At 33.8% G+C, this 19,880-nt stretch carries 11 protein-coding genes; 1 reads left to right on the top strand and 10 read right to left on the bottom strand.

The annotated features are described in order from the left end of the window. Nucleotides 1-201 precede the first annotated feature (201 nt). The 6 genes from EMN46_RS08855 to EMN46_RS08830 all read right to left on the bottom strand — a co-directional run bounded on the left by EMN46_RS08855 (nucleotide 202) and on the right by EMN46_RS08830 (nucleotide 10,305). Nucleotides 202-1,674 carry a RagB/SusD family nutrient uptake outer membrane protein gene (locus tag EMN46_RS08855; protein WP_154200443.1) on the bottom strand — a complete coding sequence of 491 codons (1,473 nt, stop codon included), beginning with the start codon at nucleotides 1,672-1,674 and terminating at the stop codon, nucleotides 202-204. 18 nt (nucleotides 1,675-1,692) lie between these two features. Next, nucleotides 1,693-4,749: a TonB-dependent receptor gene (locus EMN46_RS08850; RefSeq protein WP_154200442.1), complete on the bottom strand. Its 3,057-nt coding sequence runs from the start codon at nucleotides 4,747-4,749 to the stop codon at nucleotides 1,693-1,695. A 123-nt stretch (nucleotides 4,750-4,872) separates the two neighbouring features. Then, a complete protein-coding gene (locus tag EMN46_RS08845) occupies nucleotides 4,873-6,588 on the bottom strand; it encodes a D-glucuronyl C5-epimerase family protein (RefSeq protein WP_229130318.1) in 1,716 nt (571 codons plus the stop codon). 103 nt (nucleotides 6,589-6,691) lie between these two features. Next, nucleotides 6,692-7,969 (bottom strand): MFS transporter, encoded by a 1,278-nt coding sequence (locus tag EMN46_RS08840; RefSeq protein WP_229130317.1) that lies wholly within the window; start codon nucleotides 7,967-7,969, stop codon nucleotides 6,692-6,694. Nucleotides 7,970-7,972: 3 nt separating this feature from the next. Beyond that, a complete protein-coding gene (locus EMN46_RS08835) occupies nucleotides 7,973-9,019 on the bottom strand; it encodes a glycoside hydrolase family 130 protein (RefSeq protein WP_154200441.1) in 1,047 nt (348 codons plus the stop codon). Nucleotides 9,020-9,189: 170 nt separating this feature from the next. Then, nucleotides 9,190-10,305 (bottom strand): glycosidase, encoded by a 1,116-nt coding sequence (locus EMN46_RS08830; RefSeq protein WP_154200440.1) that lies wholly within the window; start codon nucleotides 10,303-10,305, stop codon nucleotides 9,190-9,192. Between the two features lie 394 nt (nucleotides 10,306-10,699). Between EMN46_RS08830 and EMN46_RS08825 the strand changes: the two genes are divergently transcribed. Continuing rightward, complete coding sequence (locus EMN46_RS08825; protein ID WP_154200439.1) at nucleotides 10,700-14,701, top strand: hybrid sensor histidine kinase/response regulator transcription factor; 4,002 nt, start codon at nucleotides 10,700-10,702, stop codon at nucleotides 14,699-14,701. Between the two features lie 315 nt (nucleotides 14,702-15,016). Here the strand turns inward: EMN46_RS08825 and EMN46_RS08820 are convergent, their stop codons facing one another. From EMN46_RS08820 to EMN46_RS08805, 4 genes are all read right to left on the bottom strand, one after another. Then, a complete protein-coding gene (locus EMN46_RS08820) occupies nucleotides 15,017-15,880 on the bottom strand; it encodes a phospholipase D-like domain-containing protein (protein WP_154200438.1) in 864 nt (287 codons plus the stop codon). A gap of 361 nt (nucleotides 15,881-16,241) precedes the next feature. After that, on the bottom strand, nucleotides 16,242-17,006 hold the full coding sequence (locus tag EMN46_RS19630; RefSeq protein ID WP_195715225.1) for a hypothetical protein: 765 nt from the start codon (nucleotides 17,004-17,006) through the stop codon (nucleotides 16,242-16,244). A gap of 205 nt (nucleotides 17,007-17,211) precedes the next feature. Continuing rightward, complete coding sequence (gene rlmF, locus EMN46_RS08810; RefSeq protein ID WP_154200437.1) at nucleotides 17,212-18,177, bottom strand: 23S rRNA (adenine(1618)-N(6))-methyltransferase RlmF; 966 nt, start codon at nucleotides 18,175-18,177, stop codon at nucleotides 17,212-17,214. Between the two features lie 451 nt (nucleotides 18,178-18,628). After that, a complete protein-coding gene (locus EMN46_RS08805) occupies nucleotides 18,629-19,879 on the bottom strand; it encodes a hypothetical protein (RefSeq protein WP_154200436.1) in 1,251 nt (416 codons plus the stop codon). Between the last annotated feature and the right edge of the window lies 1 nt (nucleotide 19,880).

The raw sequence follows: 19,880 nt of genomic DNA, 5'->3' as shown, positions 1-19,880 counted from the left end.
TGTTCGTTAGAACGATGACTTTGCTGATGGCTTTCTTCAGATTTGCAGTCACCCACAACACCCTTGCCAATTGCTAGTTCTTCCTGTCAACTGGGTGAACTCAAGAACATTTCATCTTGATAGCACATTAACATACCCGACATACAAAAAAGAGGCTGAATCAAAAAATGATTCAGCCTCTAATCTATTCATATTCCTAAATTAATAACCAGTATTCTGAGTAATTGTTCCACCCGATTTATCAATATCTCTTTGAGGAATTGGATATAAGGCATTATAATCTTGGTAATTTACTCCAAGAGCTGATAACACTTCTTTAGCTTTACCCCATCTTTTTAGATCATTAAATCTTTGTGATTCAAAGCCTAATTCAACTCTTCTTTCTGACATTAACCAAGCTTTAATTTCTGCTGGATTTGATGAACTGCCTCTATTGGCAAGCGTTCCTGCAGGAATTAGAGAACCATCAGCAGTAGAACTAGTTCTAGCTCTGGTCCTAATCTGATTAATTATTGCAATGGCTCCATCATAGTCTCCCGTTTCGTTAAGAGCTTCTGCTTTCCAAAGTAATACATCAGCATAACGGATATACACTTTATTACCATTATCAACATAACTGGTTGTTGATCCCACTATTTTAAATACACGAACTGACTCATCACCAATAGTATATAACAATCGGGGATCGTTGGCTTCAAAAGCATTTATAAAGTCAGTGGTGGGAGAAAAGAATCCCCATCCAATAACATCGCGAAGTCCATTCGTATTATTAGGAGTTTCATCTGAACGATGATCATAGGCAAAAATCACTTCATCTTCATTAAATTCCTTATTTACATCAAAACTATCGAAATAATTAGCATTTAAACTGTAAAAGCCAAGTCCATCCAATTCTGTAATTAAGCTGAGTACTGTTGTCCAATTTTCAGTATACAAAGCTACTTTAGCTTGCAATGCAATAATAGCTCCCTTTGATACTCTCCACCGCTCAGAATCATTAGAATATTTCACATTTGATGCTAATGCTTTTGAAGCAGCTAAATCTGAATTTATCTGTGTTCTAACTTCATCTGCAGATGCTCGAACTGAAACTGAAAAAGCTTCCTCGAATGAATCGGGAGATTCAAGTACTAATGGTACATCTCCAAAATTATTTACTAAGTCGAAATAATAAAAAGCTCTTAAAAAATAAGCTTCTGACAATAATTGATTTTTACGAGCTTCATCAATTCCTGTTTTCTGAGAGATTTCAGGATCAGTTAAAAAATTAATAGCAAGATTAACTCTACTAATCCCCTCATAATCGTACACCCAAATGCCATTGAAAGCTTGATTCTCAGGAGTAAAACTAAAATCAGCCAATTCATCCATCCAAGGTTGATCACCATCAGGTGACACTTTTTTATTCATATCATTAGCTGCAATATCCTGCAAAACAATATCGTTTCTAAATACCGTCCCAAGATTCCATTTCCAACCAGGGATAATACCATTTAAGGTGTTTTTAAGAGGTAAGTATGATGAGCTCACCGAAGATTCGAGTGTCGTTATTGTAGGATCCGAATCAACCTGATCTGCGGTTAGAAGCCCAATTGGGTCATTGTTTAATTCATCTGTACAACTCACAAGACCTGTAAAGAAGAAAATAATGATTATACTATGTATATATCTCATAATTTATACTTTTTAATATTAAAACTTCACATTTACACCAAACAAAATCGATGTTGATTGAGGATAGGTTCCTTTATCCATTAAAAGTGTAGATTCTGGATCTAAACCAGTATAATCAGTTATTGTCAATAGATTTTGTCCAGATACATAAAACCGTATATTTTCAACTCCTTTTAGTTCTTTTAGGGTATATCCAATTTCAATATTTTTAAGACGGAAATAAGAAGCATCTTCAACAAAAATGCTCGACACTTTACTACTTCCATTATCGTCAAAAGCAACTCTTGGTATCGAATTACTACTACCTTCACCATCCCAAGCATCTAAAATATCAGTTGTATAATTAAAAGGACGAGTATCATAGTCTACAATTTTTTTACCATCATTATATCTATCAACTCCAGCTACTCCTTGAAAAAGCACAGAAAAATCAAATCCTTTGTAAGTAGATGAAAAAGAAAAACCATAGGTAAATTCAGGTATTGGACTTCCAATAAATTCTCTGTCAAAATCTGCGCTAATTTTACCGTCACCATTTACATCCTTAAATTTAATATCTCCTGGTTTGGCGTTTCCCTCTGTAAGATAACTATCTATTTCTGCCTGATTTTGATAAATACCAACCATTTTATATCCATAGTAGGAATTTAAAGGTTGCCCAACCTCAGTTTTTGTTACTTCACCTGAAATATTAGGTACGTTTGGATGCAACTTTTCAACATTATTAGTTAAAGTCGCAATGTTCGCATTAATATTGTATTTGAATTCTTTACCTGAATTTCGATAGTCTAAAGAAAATTCAAACCCCTTATTACTCACTTCACCTGCATTTATAATGGTAGGAGAAACATTTCCAACTACAGAAGGCAAACTTATTGGTAATAGAATATCAGTCGTATTCTTATTAAAATATTCAGCTGTTAGTACCAATTTATTATCTAATAATCCAAGGTCAACTCCTACATTAGATTGAGTAGAACTCTCCCATTTTAAATCAGGGTTACCAAAACGATCTGTCTTAACAATACCATCTGTCTGACTCACTAAAGTTAGATACGCATAATTATCAATCTCCTGATTTCCTAATTTACCCCAACTTGCTCTTAATTTTAAATTAGATAACCAATCAATATCCTTCATAAAATCTTCATCAGAAATTTTCCATCCAGCTGAAACTGAAGGGAAATACCCCCAACGATTGTTTTCTGAAAATCTTGATGATGCATCAGCTCTCAAATTAGCTGTTACCATATATTTATCATCTAACACATAAGATGATGATCCAAATAAAGAAAACAAAGTCCATTCTGAAGCTGTTCCGCTATTCCAAATATCCAAATCAGTTCCTCCGTAATCTAAATATTGGAATTTACTACTTGTATAAGGGAAACGAGATCTACTAGCTCCTATCGAAGATTCATAATTATCAATATACTCAGTACCAATCATTGCACTAAAATCATGTCTTTCGTTGAAGGTTTTTGTATAGTTTAATGTATTATTAAAGGTGATTGTACGAGCTTCTCCTCTTTCTTCGCTCAAATTATTGGGTCTATTTTGTCTACCTAATCCTTTATCAAGATCAGATCCACTACCATCATCATCACCAAAATTTTCATTAAATGCTTTGTTGTGAAACAATGACAAATCAACACCAACGTTGGTTCTAAATTTTAATTCTTTGTTTTTCAAAAGAGCATATTCACCATAAACATTTCCAAATGTTTTATATATTTTTCGTTCATCATTAGTAAAATGAGCCATAGCAATTGGATTACCAACCATCTCATACATTTTCCTTTGCAAGTCTGAGTCATAATCAGTTGGTGTGAAAAATGGCATATCAGTATAAGGATCTCTATCAGTGTAAGTAGGGTCATTCACATCTTTACGAACAGCTAAAATAGGAGCTCTTAATAAAGCAAATCGGATTAAACTTTCTCCACTTGAAGCCGTTTTGTCTTGAGTTGAATATGACAATTGAAGATTTGTTCCAACTTTTATACGATCTGTTAAATTTGCATTAACATTTGTTCTGTAATTTAACCTTTGGTATTTATCATTATCATATACAACAATTCCATCTTGTCCATAATAACCTAAAGACATTAAAAATTGTATCTTTTCAGTTCCTCCACTGGCAGTTAATTGCAAATTATGAGACTTGCCTTGTTCGAACAACTCATCAAGCCAATCTGTATCTGCAAAATCAGATCTACCTTTATCAGCAGTATAAGGATTTACTCCTGAAGTATTAGAATTGTTCCATGCTTTTTCCAATGTATTCATATACTGATCAGCATTTAGCATATTAGGTAAATTGGCTACCTTATTAATTCCTGTGTAGTAATTCACATCAAAATTTGTTTTGCCTACAGCACCACCTTTAGTTGTAATTAATACGACACCACCAGAAGCTCTTGAACCATAAATTGCGGCTGCAGCTGCATCTTTTAAAACAGTCATTGTCTTTATATCTGCCTGATTTAAAAACGTAATATCACGTGAAGGAATACCATCTACTACATACAATGGATTATTATTTCCTATAGTTCCTTCTCCACGAATACGTATTTGAATCGGATCACCCGGTGCACCTGTACTAGATGTTACTAATACCCCCGCAATTTGACCTTGCAAGGCTTGTGAAACATTTGGAACTCTCACTTTTTCCATATCCGTAAGTTTAACAACAGATACGGCACCAGTTAAAGTAGATTTCTTTCTTGCAGTATAACCAACAACAACAACCTCATCTAAACCAGTTACATCTTCCAGTAAAACAACGTTAATGTTTGTTTGGCCTGCGAAATCCACTTCCTGCGTTTTCATTCCAATAAAAGAAAACACCAGTACTTGTGTTTCATTAGGTACTTCCAAACTATAATTCCCATCGATATTGGTAGTAGAACCCGTACTTGTGCCTTTTACAACAACACTAACACCCGGTATTGATTCCCCACTTACATCAGTAACTTTTCCCGACACAAGAATCTGCCCGAAAACAGAACTTGTCAAAAAGACAAATACAAAACCTAGTATTCCTCTTTTAAAATTTAAAAAAATAGTTTTCATAGATTTAGATTTAATAACAACATGAATTAAAATGGTATTTATTTTTCATAATGTAATAATTTCATCAAATGCTATCATAGCATATTTGTAATCGTTTTTGTATTGATTTAATTTTAATGCTATTTAATAAAAGGAGAGAACTATCCCATTTGCCATAACCTTTCCTTTTGTTCTTTCAATTTCTGATCCCGAAGGAATTTCAACCACAACCATAGCTTTATTCCCCTCAATTGAAAAACTTCCTTTTCCTGATATTTTTCTTGCAACTACTTTTCCTGAAACAATATCATATAAATCAACCAAAGCTTCAGATGAATATTCAATCTTCATCTCCTCATCATAAGGATTGAAATACAAATAGGTAGGATATGAATCATTCTTATAGAAATCAGTTGCCAAACAATCTAATTGAAGAATCTTTTCGACGTTTGTAGTCTTTATGATAGAACCAAAAACACCTACATGAGCCGATCCATAAATACTAAACATAGATAGTTTAGGCTGACTGACAACCCAATTTGGACCATCGCCTAAAGCCACTGGAGAAACCCCTTTAAACTCCTCATTATTGTAAGCATCAACCTTTTTTAATCCCTCATAGGCAATTACATTACGAGTAATGCTTTTATTTTCTGGTAAGTACTGATTTGCATCAGGTATTTCGTAAGGATAGCATAATCGGGATGCATTTGCAGCATTCAGCATCCATTTCCCAATTGATCGAGCATACCTTTGATCATAACGAACCATAGGTATTAAAGGCCAAGCCATATCGAAGGTGTTCATTAAAAAGCCATAGCCTCCTCCATCGGTAATACTTCCCTGCAAGCCACTCACATCATAATCACCCCAACGGTCACTTATAATCCCCCATCCGGTACGTCCATCTTTGGCTTTACAGCCATCAAAGGTCCAATCAATTATTTTTGAGACATCATAGTTAGTTCCTTGTTCAGCATTTAAACGTGCTGCCACATAAGCTCCAAAAGGCATCAACACTTCATAAAACCGACTTTCTTTTTGGCTCAACAAAGCTTCAATTGCCGATTCAGCACCTTTCAAATAACGAGGATCTCCAAATTTTTGATAGGCAGCATAAAGCACATAGGCATGTCCTGCTGCTGCATCTTGTTGATAAGGAATCTGATTTCGTTTTCCTTTCATCTCGGCATAGTCGAAATAGGAATAATCATAATCTCCATTTAAGGTAGAATCTGCTTTGAAAAATTGCTCAGCAATAGCTTTTTGGATTGCTTCTGCTCCTTCTACATTTGGCTGTAATTCAGAAACAGCATAATACAACACGTTTGGAAAAACATCGTACCACCAATCACGACCATAACCTCCACCTAAAAGAGCTACTTCAGGACAAGTATTGTTCATCATGATATTCCAACCGTTATCGGTATTGAAATAATTCTGAACCATTTTCACAAAATTATATCCCTTCTGATCCCGCTTATCAATTCCCACTAATCCGGCACTCATCAAAGCTCCCAATGAATTGATTGCCTCGTGAAACTCACCATTGTTTTTATCAGGACCTTGTCTAACATCACCAATAACAGTATACAAACCAAATGTTGTCTGTGGAATATTTCTCTTTGCACTATCCAACCATATAAAAGGACGAAATTCACCGGTAGCATCAAAATCGAATATTGCTTCATCGAAATTCACTGCCTTTTCATGCCAATCGAGCATTTTATATGGCTGTGGATGATTAGGCATGCTTTCTACACGACTAATGCTTAGTTCTTTTACAGGTGTTTGAGGTTGAGTCGAGCAAGAAACTAAAACGAAACAACATGCCAACCAAAATAAATAGTTACGTATCATCTGATGATGTATTTAAATTTTCTCATTTTATATCTAAAAGCCTTTTAATTAATTTGATAGTAGATATCCAACTAATTCATTGCTCCCATTTTCAAATTCTACTTCAAGTATTTTTTTCTTTAAATTCCTCTTTACCTGTGTGCTTAATCACCATTTTAGCAACAGGAATAGAAAATAATTGCAATAGAGCGATTATTAATAAAGAATACTTAAGGGCAAACACATCCGAAACATAATGTGTTAACATCAAAAACATCACTAATCCAAATACTCTCCCTATAAAAAGTCCAAATTCATGATTAAAAATATAGGTAAATTCGTTTCGATTCTCTTTTTTAGAAAGTACGTCAATAACTCTCATCTGAATAGGAAAATAAGCAATATCGTGTAGTGGTCGGAACAATACCATCGTCAACATAAATACTATTACGCCAGTTGCAGAGAACATAATAGCATTAGCCATTGTACCCACTACAAAAAGAAGTAAACCCACTGTAAATATGTAAATACGATGTTCAGGTTTAGAAAATCGACCTAGCAGGTATAATACTATTGCCGTTACGACTCCACTTATCCCCTGAATAGTTCCCAAGGACCCTTCATCACCAATTAAATACATAATTAGAATGGCTGGTGCAGTTACTAAATAGCCTTGAGCAAGTCCTTTTAATCCTGCCAAAAACAACATTTTGTGCCATAATTTATCGAAGTGGAAATACAAGAATCTCTTCTGTTTTGGATTTTTAAATTTTTCCTTATGAATTACAATAGATGAAATAATTGTTAAAATAAACACACCAAATGTAATGAACTGATAAGCCCTCTGTTCACCAAACCACCCCATTGTTTTTGAAGATATAATAAACCATCCAACGAATAGGGGAATTATGATTGATGTAATCGTAAAGAAAAAAGTCTCTAATCCATAATAATAATTTCGATTAGTATCATTTGTGGTATTCAAAGCAAGAAAATCTCGGTTAGCCCAGAAAAAGCCAAATGATGCTCCCATAATTAAACCAGCAAGAATAACCCCAACAAGATCAAGGTTATCGAGCGTCATCATAAACAACATGGAGATCCCACTTAAAATCATTCCAAAACTGTACAGATTAGCAATTTTTATTCTTTTTAACAGAAAACCATTGATAAAAAAAGTAAGAGGGATTCCCGTATATATAGCCAGCTGATAGTAGGCTACCAATGTGAAATCATTATTAGTGAATCGCATAATGTAAGCACTCACAAAAACATCGACCACTGGAAGCACAAAAGCATAAATCATATTGGTTATCAACAGAACCCGCATATCACGTGGATTACTGAGGAAAAAATAATATTCAGAAAGTGTTTTTTTCAGTATTTTGCTAAAAGCAACCATAGGTTATTCGTTTAATGATTGTAAAATTTCATTGATAGAAAATTTCGCTCCACAAATTACTTCATCCGAAGCTCCATAATAAATAGTAATTGTATCACCTTCAACAAAATGTCCATTTGTAAAAACTACATTACCAAAGAATCCTGTTTTCTCATACTCCATAATGGGTTCCATTATAGGTTCTTTACTACGTGCAAGAACTATTGATGGATCATTTAAATCCAGTAATAAAGCACCCAAACAATATCTGTTTTCCTTTGTTGCTCCGTGGTATATTTCCAACCAGCCTTTTTCGGTACGAATTGGAGCGGCACCGGCACCAAGCCTTTCACTATCCCACTTCTCAGGTCGAGTAGTAGCCAACAACTTATGATTTCCCCAATGAATACGATCAGGAGATTCTGCAATCCATATGTAATTTCCTCCTAATTCAGGACTACTCGGACGATGAAGTGCATAATACTTACCATTAATCTTTTCTTCAAAAATGGCACAATCCTTATTATGTGGTGGGAAAATCATCCCTCGACGATCAAGATGTTTCCAATCCTTAGTATAAATATACCCTACTCCTACTCCATGTGCAGAAACCTTTGTATAGGTCAAATGATAACCATCACTCATCGTAGCAATACGACAATCTTCTATTCCAAATGTTTCTTGTGTGCCTACTCCCATAATTGGAAGATATTCCTGAGACTCTTCGAAAGTGACGTTATCTTCACTAGAAACCAATCTTAAATGAGAGAGTGTCGTTAAATAAAAATCACCTTTGTAAATGACAATTCTAGGATCTGAAATATCTAGATTAGGATCATCTTCGTCGAAAGTCAAAATCTCAATTTTCCCGTCATTATTATAAACAGGAAAACTTATTTTACCTTCTTCTTGTTTAGGGCGTTCGGCAACACGCAACAAAAGCCACGTTTTCCCTTTATATCGAAATACACCAGGATTTAATAAACATTCTATTTCCATTCCTGGCATACTAGGCCTTATGTCTTTTGGTGCGAGCAAAGGATTCTGCTCAAATCTTTTTGCAATATCCATCATTATATTTTTTATCTATAGTAAAGGAATACCATTTTTATCATAAATCGATGTACTATACTCCCGTTTATGTATGGTATAGTGTACATAATGGCTTTTTGATAATATACCATACACTAAGGAAACTGAGTATACAATCACCCAAACTATAAATCATTCACTACTGACCTTTACAAAACATATGCAGGTTCACCACTTAATGGGTTCTGAGGATAATTTTCACAAAGAGCTACCAAAATATCTTCATGAGTTACTGCTACATTCGTTACTGTATCATTTCCTCCATAATAAATCAATATTGAACCATCATCTCTTCTTAGAGCCCCACAACAAAATACCACATTAGGAACGTGGATATAATCTTCAGGTAAAGTTTTGCAATCAGCAGCACTTGGAAAAAGGATAGGAATATTAGACACTTGCACCTTTTGTGGATCATTCAAATCATGCAATGCAATTCCAAGTGTATAGGGATTCCCATCCATAGTACCTCTAACACCATGGAAAATATTTAGCCAACCATACTTGGTTTTAATAGGAGGCGCTCCGGGACCAATTTTATCTGAAAAAGCACTAGGTCCACCCTCTTGTTTCATTAAAGGTTCTGGCATCAAGTCCCACTCGTGACTAAAAAGATCCTTCGTAAACCCAATTTGTATTTCCTTAAAAACACCTCCCGTCTGATCAATATTATGATCGTTTGGTCTAAAAAGAGCGGCATACTTACCGCCAAATTGTTCAGGAAAAATAACCACATTCCTCATATCCACATCCATTAAAGGACCATGACGTACAAAACTTCTAAAATCAGTTGTTGTTGCTAGTGAAACCCGAACTCGATCTTTTATAGTTCCATGATAAGCGCTGTAGGTAATAAAATAATTAGCCCCAATTTTTGAAACTCTAGGATCCTCAACACCTCCCGCCTCATTCTCAATTAAAGACTCAATATTTACTCCATCAGCAAATAAATCGTCAGTATTACACGGTTTAAGTGCCAATTTTGGATCTACTTTCCATCCGTGCACACCATCATTACTCCGGGCCGTTCCTATCACCGAAATACCATTTCTTAAATGTGAACGGAACAACATAACAACCTCATCCCTATATTGAGCAATTCCTACATTGTGTACCGTTTTCACCTGATATTTAGGATCAGTCCACACGCCATTCACCTGATGACAGGTTAATATGGGATTGTTTATAAAACGATCTAATGGTTTATTTAAATTAACTTCAGCCTGCCAACCAGATACAGACAGTTTCCTCGATAAATTTTCCATAAAAATATTTTCATTTAAATAATCCAACTCATTTTCTAAACTGATAAATTACTTGAACTGAGTAATTATTAGAACTCACGATCCTTATATTTATCTCCATTCAACAATGTATTATCAAATTTAAGGACAAACACATCAAGAAGTAGTTCACCCCATTCTCCAATGTGTATACAGGAATACCAAACTTGCTGTTCTAGCTAACAAACAGAATCTTAAATCATAATTTTTATTACCTTTAAGTAAACTGTAATTTACGAAAATCTAACTGGTGCGAAAATTTATACTTGTAACTATAGTCATCATAACTTTATGCAGCTTTAAACCTCATAACTGGCCCCACTCACACATCAATAATACCGATGGCCTATCAAATAGTGCAGTTACCTCCATTTTTATGGATTCAAGGGGATTCAATTGGTTTGGAACTTGGGATGGTCTAAATCGATTTGATGGAAGCAATATCAAAGTATTCAAGCCAAATATCTTTCAAAAGGGAAGCATTAACAACAACATTATTCGGAAAATCCTCGAGGACAAGAGTCGAAATCTGTGGATTGTAACCGAAAAAGGACTCAATCAGTATGATCCCTATAAAGAAAATTTCACCCCCTATCTCGATACAATTAACAATAATATTTATATAGAAAACAGTTTTCATGCAACACTGAGTCTGGACAGTGTCCTTTGGTGTAGTGTTTATAATTGGGGAATTACTCATTTTGATCAGAATAACAAAAAATTTGTTACTCCTATTAAGCTTCCTCTACAACCCAATTTACTCCGTAATATTCTTGGATTGTCATTTTCATCCGATAGCACACTCTGGGTAATGAAAGAAAACGGATCAGTCTTAGGGCTAAAGAAAAATTCCGCTTGGAAAGTCGTAAAGGAATATACACTATCCTCGAAATACGAAATCCTTCCAAAAAAACATTGGTTTGTAAAAGATGGAGCAAGCCATTATCTCTTTGTAGCTATGGCAAAGGGAGGCATTCTAAAAGTAAACTTGGATAAGGAAGAATATACAAGCATTCATTCTGGAGATATAAATATGAATGTCACAACAATCTCTAAAGGACTTGAAAAAGGCGTGATTTGGGGAGGAACAGATTCAGGTAGACTATTCAAAATAATCAATAGCCCCAATATAGAAGTCTATTTTTTCGAAGATCAACTCCATGCTCTCTCAAATAAACAAGTGAAAATTTGGTCAATCACCGAAACCAATCCAGATCTGTTATGGATTGGAACCGATGGTGATGGCGTACACAAATATGATACAAGAGGAAATTCATTTATTTCTACTCAAAAAGGAGATCTCACTAAGGGGAAAATAAACCACAATATCGTAAGAGCTATACATGAGGACGACAAAGGAAATATTTGGATAGGGACACGAGGGAATGGACTGAATTGCATTCCTGCTGAGGGTGCACCCACCAAAATTTTCAACACCAAAAATGGTCTTTCAAATAATGCAGTCCTCTCATTAGGTAGTGATTCCGATGGAAATATATGGGTTGGAGTTGATGGTGAGGGAATAGATATGATTGAAACTTCGACCAACAAAATATTACATTTCCCAAGAAATTTTATTAACAAACCCCAAATTGAGTTTGGATCGGTATATTCAATATGTAAAGATGCTTTTGGTGATATGTGGATCGGAACCAGTGGATATGGTCTTTTTAGATTTACCGTCACAAAAAAAGAAAATGGAAAATACCTTCTATTAAACCATAAACATTACCATAACGATCCATCTAAAAAACAAGGTTTGCAAAGTGACATCGTTTATGCTATTGTTGAAGGACGCCCCAATGTTCTTTGGATTGGAACGCGTGAAGGCGGACTTTATCGACTCAACACCTTAACCGATAAATTTGAAGTTTTTAAAAGTAATTCTCAACTTTCAAATACACTGAACAATGACGATGTGCTTAGCTTGTGGAAATCTAGTAATCAAGAACTTTGGATTGGAACTAGTGGAGGATTAAACAGATTAAATATGTCTACTAGTCCCTACTCATTTTCTCATTACACAGAACAAGACGGAATTCCGAATAATACGATTCATGCCATACTTGAAGATTCCCTTAAAAACATTTGGGTAAGTACCAATAAGGGTTTATCAAAGCTAAATAAAGAAACTGGAGAAATTAGAAACTATTTTCAATCAGATGGCCTTCAAAACAACGAATACTCTGATGGTGCTTCATGTATGGGGCAGACCACGGGATTATTATACTTCGGGGGTGTTAATGGCTTCGATAAATTTAATTCCTATAAAATAACCGACTCACCTTATTTTCCTCGTTTAGCAATTACCAATTTTAAAAATACCACAGGAGCGACCACTAATCTTTCATGGCATATCGATTTATGTGATACATTGAGGCTCAAACACAATCAGAACTTTTTTCAATTTCAATTCACAACATTAAACTATCACAACAAACAAAAATGCAAGTATGCCTACAAACTAGAAAACTTCAATGAAAATTTTATAAATACCGAAGGAGAAGAAAAAGCAATCTTTACAAACGTGCCTCCTGGAGAATATGTTTTTAAAGTAAAATGCACCAATGAAGATGGAATTTGGAATCCCCAATTACGAGAAATTCACATTCTTATTTCTCCTCCATTTTGGAAAACATCATGGGCTTATCTTTTATACTTCTTGTTCATTTGTCTCATATTCGTATCAGTTATCTACGCAATATTACGACGAGCAGGCATACAAAACCAGCTAGCCATGGAGCAATTAAAGGTTCAAAAAACAAAAGAAATGAACCAATGTAAGTTGCAGTTTTTCACTAATATTGCCCATGAATTTCGTACACCTCTAACCCTAATTATGGCTCCTGCAGCACAATTAATGGAATTCCATGGAAATGATCCAAAGGTTGGTTTATATGCTAAAACCATATATAATAATTCGAAACGTCTACACCAACTTATACGTGAATTGATTGACTTCCGAAAAGTAGAAACTGGTCATTTAGACCTTAAGATTAGAGAAGGCAATTTAACTACACTTACTTCAACTATTGTAAATGCTTTTACTCAATATGCGGAACAAAATAATGTGCAACTAAGCATTGAACCTTCAAACCAAGAGACTATGGGTTGGTTCGATAATGGGATTATTGAAAAAATTCTTTTGAACCTTATCTCCAATGCAATTAAATTCACACCTGCTGGGGGTTCTGTTTCTATAGCCTTAAATAAGAAAGGAAAAAATGCTCACATTAATGTAACAGATACTGGTATTGGGATTTCAGATGATGTACGTGAAAAAATTTTTAATCGATTCTTTCATCATTCTGATGAGCTACCTAATCTAAAAGACGCTCCTGAAGGTTCAGGGGTTGGACTTGCTCTCACCAAGAGTCTAGTTGAACGACATCATGGCAGCATTCAGTTAAAGAGTAAACCTGGAGAAGGTAGCTGCTTTAGTTTGATAATTCCACTAGCAAAAGAAAGCTATAAAATAAGCGAAAGACAAATCAACATGGTTATTGACGAATCCTTGATTAGGAAAAAAGCCGACGACGAATTCAGAGGTATAAACCCCGTATCCTTAGATAATAAATTCAACCAACTAAAAATAGATAAACAGTGTGAACATACCATTCTGATTGTAGATGATAATGCACAACTAAGAAGCTTAGTCTACGATATATTATCAAATAAATATACCATCAAACAAGCTGCTAATGGTTTAGAAGCTCTCAATATCATCAAATATGAAAATATCAGTTTAGTTATTAGTGACATTATTATGCCAGTAATGGATGGTCTAAAACTTTGCCAAACCATTAAGAACGACATAAATACATGTCATATACCTGTTATCTTACTCACAGCAAAGGGAAATTTAGAGAATAGAATAGAAGGTATTGAAGTAGGAGCCGACAGTTACATCCCTAAACCATTCGAACCACGCCATCTGAAAATTAGAATAAAGAAACTAATTGCTACCCGTATACAAATTCAAGATATCTTAAAAACAGAACCTGAAAAACCTATTGAAAATTTAGAAGGATTAAATAATCGCGATATTGAGTTTCTTTCCAAATTGCAAAAATTTGTAAATGAGAATTTGGATCAGTCAGATTTAGATGCAGAACAAATGTCCGATATTCTTGCTATGAGTAAAACTCAACTTTACCGTAAAGTAAAAGCAGTTACAGGATTTACACCACATGGTTATATCAAGCATTATCGATTAAAAAAAGCAGCCCGTCTATTAAAAGAAACATCTATGACAGTAAGCGAAGTGATCTATGAAACAGGATTTAACAATAGAACCTATTTTTATCGCTCCTTTAAAGAAGTCTTTGGTATATCTCCGGGAAATTATTCAAAAAAAAATAATCGACCAACAATCTAATAACTGATCAATTTGTAGAAACTAAGGAGTAACACAAGATTTCACTATTTTTTAATGCGCCAACTTTTAATGGATGAGAATTCATTGGAATTCTTAATATATTCTCGATGAGACAAGCAAAGAATAGCCACCAAAAATAGTTCCACTAATTTAGCGGAGCGTATACAGAAAAAAGGATACTTTCCCCAAAGCTCATTTCAGATTTGAAAATTAATAATGAGAGAATGAATTGAGGATCTCACTCTTTTTTTGTGAGGTTCTCAATATACTCCTATAAACTTTGGTCAGAATTCACTTTGTGAACTTCTGCTTTAATTAGAGACGACTATAATATACAGTGCTTTTTAAATTATATATAAGAATTTTTGTCCCTTTCAAACAATAATCAATATCGTCTTGTATATTTGAAAATTCAATACCTTTTAATTGATACAAGAAAATTTTATTATAAGGATGACTCCAATAGCATCTATAATTATCCAAATTTTCAAGTATTTTATTCTGACAAACATTTCTAAATAACTTTAAAAAACTGGGATTCCCCTTTAACACTATTGTAATAAAACCATAATCGTTTGTAAGTGTAAATTTTTCAAAATTTGTTTTTGATGTAATTATTTTAGCTCCTTCTAATGTAAAATCAAAATCTTTAAAATTCTGTTTTATGGACATATACCACTCTTTGATGAATTCATCATTAGTGTACTTTTCATTTGTATTTTGAAAAGTCTCTTCAGTAACCTTTTTCGTTATTTTTAGTGCTTGTGAATTCTTTATTAATTCCTGAACTTCTGATAGACAATCTACATAAGCGCTTTTATCTCTCCTTTTGTCCAATTTCACACCCATTTCAATATTATTAACCTCAGAAAACGAATGAAGATTCATTGAGCAAATTACTGCATCACTTTGATTAATATAACATTTAGCGTGAAGGTTCTCTTTAAAAAATATATTGCATCCTAATTGATTAATTAAACGTTCTTGTTCTTTTGTCAATTGTGTTTTTCCATATACAATTGACAATTCAACATTATTATCTACTAATGATTTAAGTCTTTCGTATAAAGTTTTAGAGAATTTCAAATAGGGTGTTACTAGAATAACAAAATCATCTCCATTCTTTATAATTTCATCTATGTGATATGAAAGTCCTCTTGTAGTAAAAAATTCTGCCATTAATTATTTATTTAATATTCCGAAACACTCAAAAAGTCAAGTAAATTTATTAAATATTATCTAATACTGTAAACATTACCCCTCTTTTATTATGCACAAATAATATTTACTAAATTGATTATATAGATAAATAATTAATAGATATGTAGAACGACATTATGGAAACCATTTAGCAGAATTGAATTTCATATATTAATAAATTTACCGTTTACTTCTTACCCTGCTTAAAATCATAACTTCTTATCTAGCTATAAATATTTTCATATAAACTTTAGTCAGAACCTGACTTAATAAATAAAAAAAGCTTGACAGCTCTGATCATCAGTTCTGTCAAGCTTTCTATTTATTGGTCTTATTTTCTCTACTTACAAAAATCTTTTAATGCTTTTTGTACTATTCCCAAATCGTTTTCTTCCACTCGAATAATTCGATTATTATCGTTAAACATAAAATCAGAATAAGAAATTACGACCAATGAAATTCCATTCTTTGGAAGTACTTTAGCTCTTCGTTCATCATATAATCTTCGTAACTCTTCTCTTGTTGAAGTATGTGTAATCTCCTCTTCTTCATCGTCAGTATCGTGAACAGCAAGAGGTCTAAAATTTTGTACTTCTTTGTATTCTACAACCAATTGCAATTCTTCATAATATGCATCAACAGGAAGTTTGGTTTTTGTTTTTCTGTTTTTATGCAAATCTCCCAAAAGGAAATCAAATCTTTTATGTCGATCTGCTTTAAGAGATAATACTTTATCGCATAAACCAATAACATAAGTTTCATCGCTGTTTAAACGAGTAGCAATGGGATCGTTTTCTATTTTCTTTTTCTCCTGTTTGTAAGGTACATCTGGAGTACTTGCATTGGCTGGAATAAAATACCAATAAGTTTGTTCTCCATGTCTTTCGACATAAACAAAAGGAATTAATGTCAACTCATTACTTTCGTCGAGTTCTCTAAGAATTAAACGAATTGGTAAGCCTTTTTTTACATCTTTTGTAAATATGCCAGCTTTAATAAAAGCAGGCATTAAATTTTTTACTGGTACGATTGTAAGAGAAGCATTCTCTTTAAAATATTCTTCAATTACCGTGTTTATCTTTTCTATTTTTGAAAGATCTTTCATGTTGATGTGACTTATTTATATATCTATTTGATTGTACCACAAAAAAGTGGTTAACAATTCTCAATTATTCAAGCATATTTGCGCTTTAATGGAGTGCAAAGATATATTTAAATTCACTGATAAAGGCTATGCGAACATTTCTGTGCATAAAAAAAGAGGCAAAACACAGTTGTTTCACCTCTCCTTTTATACCTATTATATAACTCTAGACCCAATTAGTCTCTCGCCATTCTTTTTGTTCTTCAGCTGTTAAAAATGTCCAAGCCACTATACGACTCGTTTTATTGCCTTGCCCCATTGGAATAATTTCAACTTTTACTGCTTCAAGACTCTTCAATGTTTTGTTTACCATTTTCAAATTCGATTGTTTTGAAACTAAACAAGAAAACCAAAAACAACTCTTACCAAACTTCTTACTTTCCGAAATCATCGTTTTAATGAAACGTCCTTCGCCACCTTCACACCAAAGCTCATTACTTTGTCCGCCAAAATTCAATTTAACCGACTCTACTTTCTTTTCACTTAGGTTAGTAACCTTACGTTTAGCGGCAGTGTGAGCATCTTCAGCAGATGCATGAAATGGTGGGTTACAAACAGTCATATCTACACGTTCTTCACGTTTAAATACACCATAGAAATAATCTTTAGAACTTGGCTGAAAGCGACACTCAACAGCACCCTTTAAACCAGCATTTAATTCTATAATTTTGTTAGCCGAAGCAAGAGCCACAGGATCAATATCGGTACCTATAAAAGACCAACCGTATTCTTTTCGTCCAATGATTGGGTAAATACAATTGGCTCCAACACCAATATCCAAACACTTAATCTTCTCTCCCTTTGGCATCGCACCAAAATTACTAGCACATAACAAGTCAGCAATATGATGGATATAATCTGCACGTCCAGGAATAGGTGGACACAAATAGTTTTCTGGGATATCCCAATCACTCAATCCATAATAATGTATAAGCAAGGCCTTATTTAGCATCTTTACAGCCTTTGGATCAGCAAAGTCGATAGATTGATCATCATATTTATTTAGAATCACAAAAGACTCTAATTCTGGACAAGCCTCTATTAATTCTTTAAAATTGTATCGTTCTCGGTTCTTATTTCGAGGGTGTAATCTTGATTTTACTTTTGCGTGTTCTTTCTTATCTGGAAGCATAGCTTTATAATCTGTATATGAATAATCAATATTTTATTGGTTTAAATAAACCATCAGCGGTTTGCAAAAATACGACTATTTTAAGGATAATAATACTATTCTCACGAACTAAGAAAAAAAGGATAAGGAAAGGTTAAAGTAAGATAAGGAGTAAAAAAGTTAAAGGATAATGGGAAAAGGGTAAAGGAAGGAAAGACTAAAGTGTAAAAATTAAAGAGAATATGACGTAATTAAAAGAAATTAAGGATAAAGTAGAATATAGTAAGGCTGAGAGTAGCGAAGTCCGCCTTAGGCGGATTAAGGTGTCAAATCGAAACTACAAATAAACACAAATTCAAACTCTAATAATAAAAATAGCCTCAACCAAAGGCTGAGGCTATTTAAACAAATCGGCTTATTACAGACATTAAGCCTAGTTGAAAGGTATAAATTAACTAAGACTTATAACGTCTTAAAAAGAATATCTTAAATATAGAGAACTTCTAGTGCTTGAAAATTCTTTTGAATCAGCTACTGTACCATCAACTTTAGTAGTACCATAAGCTGCTGCAGTATATAAAACTTGTGCACCAACCAAAACTTTACCTGAATGTAACTCAACACGAGGTCCAAACTGATAAGCGTAATCGATATCACCACCTCTACTATATAAGCCAGTAAAACTACCATCAGTTTCTGTTGCCAAATCATCATCAGCACCTAAGTTTTTTGTGTAACCAGCAAATAGACCATATCTAACTTTTCCTGTAGTTGTATAGATATCTGACCAAAAAGAAGATGTTGATATATTGGTATATTCTAAGTTGCCATTATCGGTAGCTTTTACACCATAACCACCTAACATTACAAAATTATATAGGTTTTGTCCATAAATACCGGCTACATCCCAAACAAATTTGTCTGTTTTTAAAGTCATCCAAGCATTCATTTGGTAGCTAGTTAAAAGTTCATCAGTTTCAACTCCAGCAAAATCTGTTAGCATTGGTTTTAAAGTTTTAACAACACCTGTTGCTCCTAAAGTAAGACCTTTAGCTACATCATATTTAACTTGAGCTGAAAATTCAGGAACACCTGATTGTTGAATATACTCAACACTAGCACCATTAGGACCTGTAGATTTTGCATCCATTTCTGACAATACAGCAAACATAACAGAACCTTTATCACCTAAATCGCGAGTATATCTAATTTGAGGAGCTCTTCCCAAAACATTGAAAGGAATTGCACCATTCCAAGCCAAAATACCAGGATTACATGTAGTGATAAACATAGGGTGCCAAAATTTACCAAGTAGTAATTCATCTTTTCCCCAATCTAATTTAACAAAAGCATGTCTTAAACGGAATAAACCAGTAGTGGAATTAGATGTACTAGCAAAGTCACCTTGAATAGTAGCAGTACCTTTAGCTCCAAAAGCTTCAAATCCAGAAACTCCAACATTTAGTCGTGAATGAATAGTCGTCATATAAAATTCAGAACGATCATTTAAATCGTTACCATTTTTATCATACGATTTTGCTGCTGGGTAAAGAAGGACATCCCCTTCACGAGCAGAAACAGATTTACGACTATCGTATATTGCTTCAGCAGTAACGAAACCGCTTAATTTCACTTTAACGCCTTCTTTCTTAACTTCTTCTTTATTTTGCGCCGAGCTAAATAGAGGAGCAAAAGCAATAATCATTATTAGAATTCTTTTCATC

It is taken from the genome of Ancylomarina sp. 16SWW S1-10-2 (genome assembly GCF_009669305.1).
Taxonomy (GTDB): domain Bacteria; phylum Bacteroidota; class Bacteroidia; order Bacteroidales; family Marinifilaceae; genus Ancylomarina.
The sequence above is the reverse complement of the archived record's forward strand: the minus strand, read 5'-3'. Positions and strand labels throughout refer to the sequence as shown.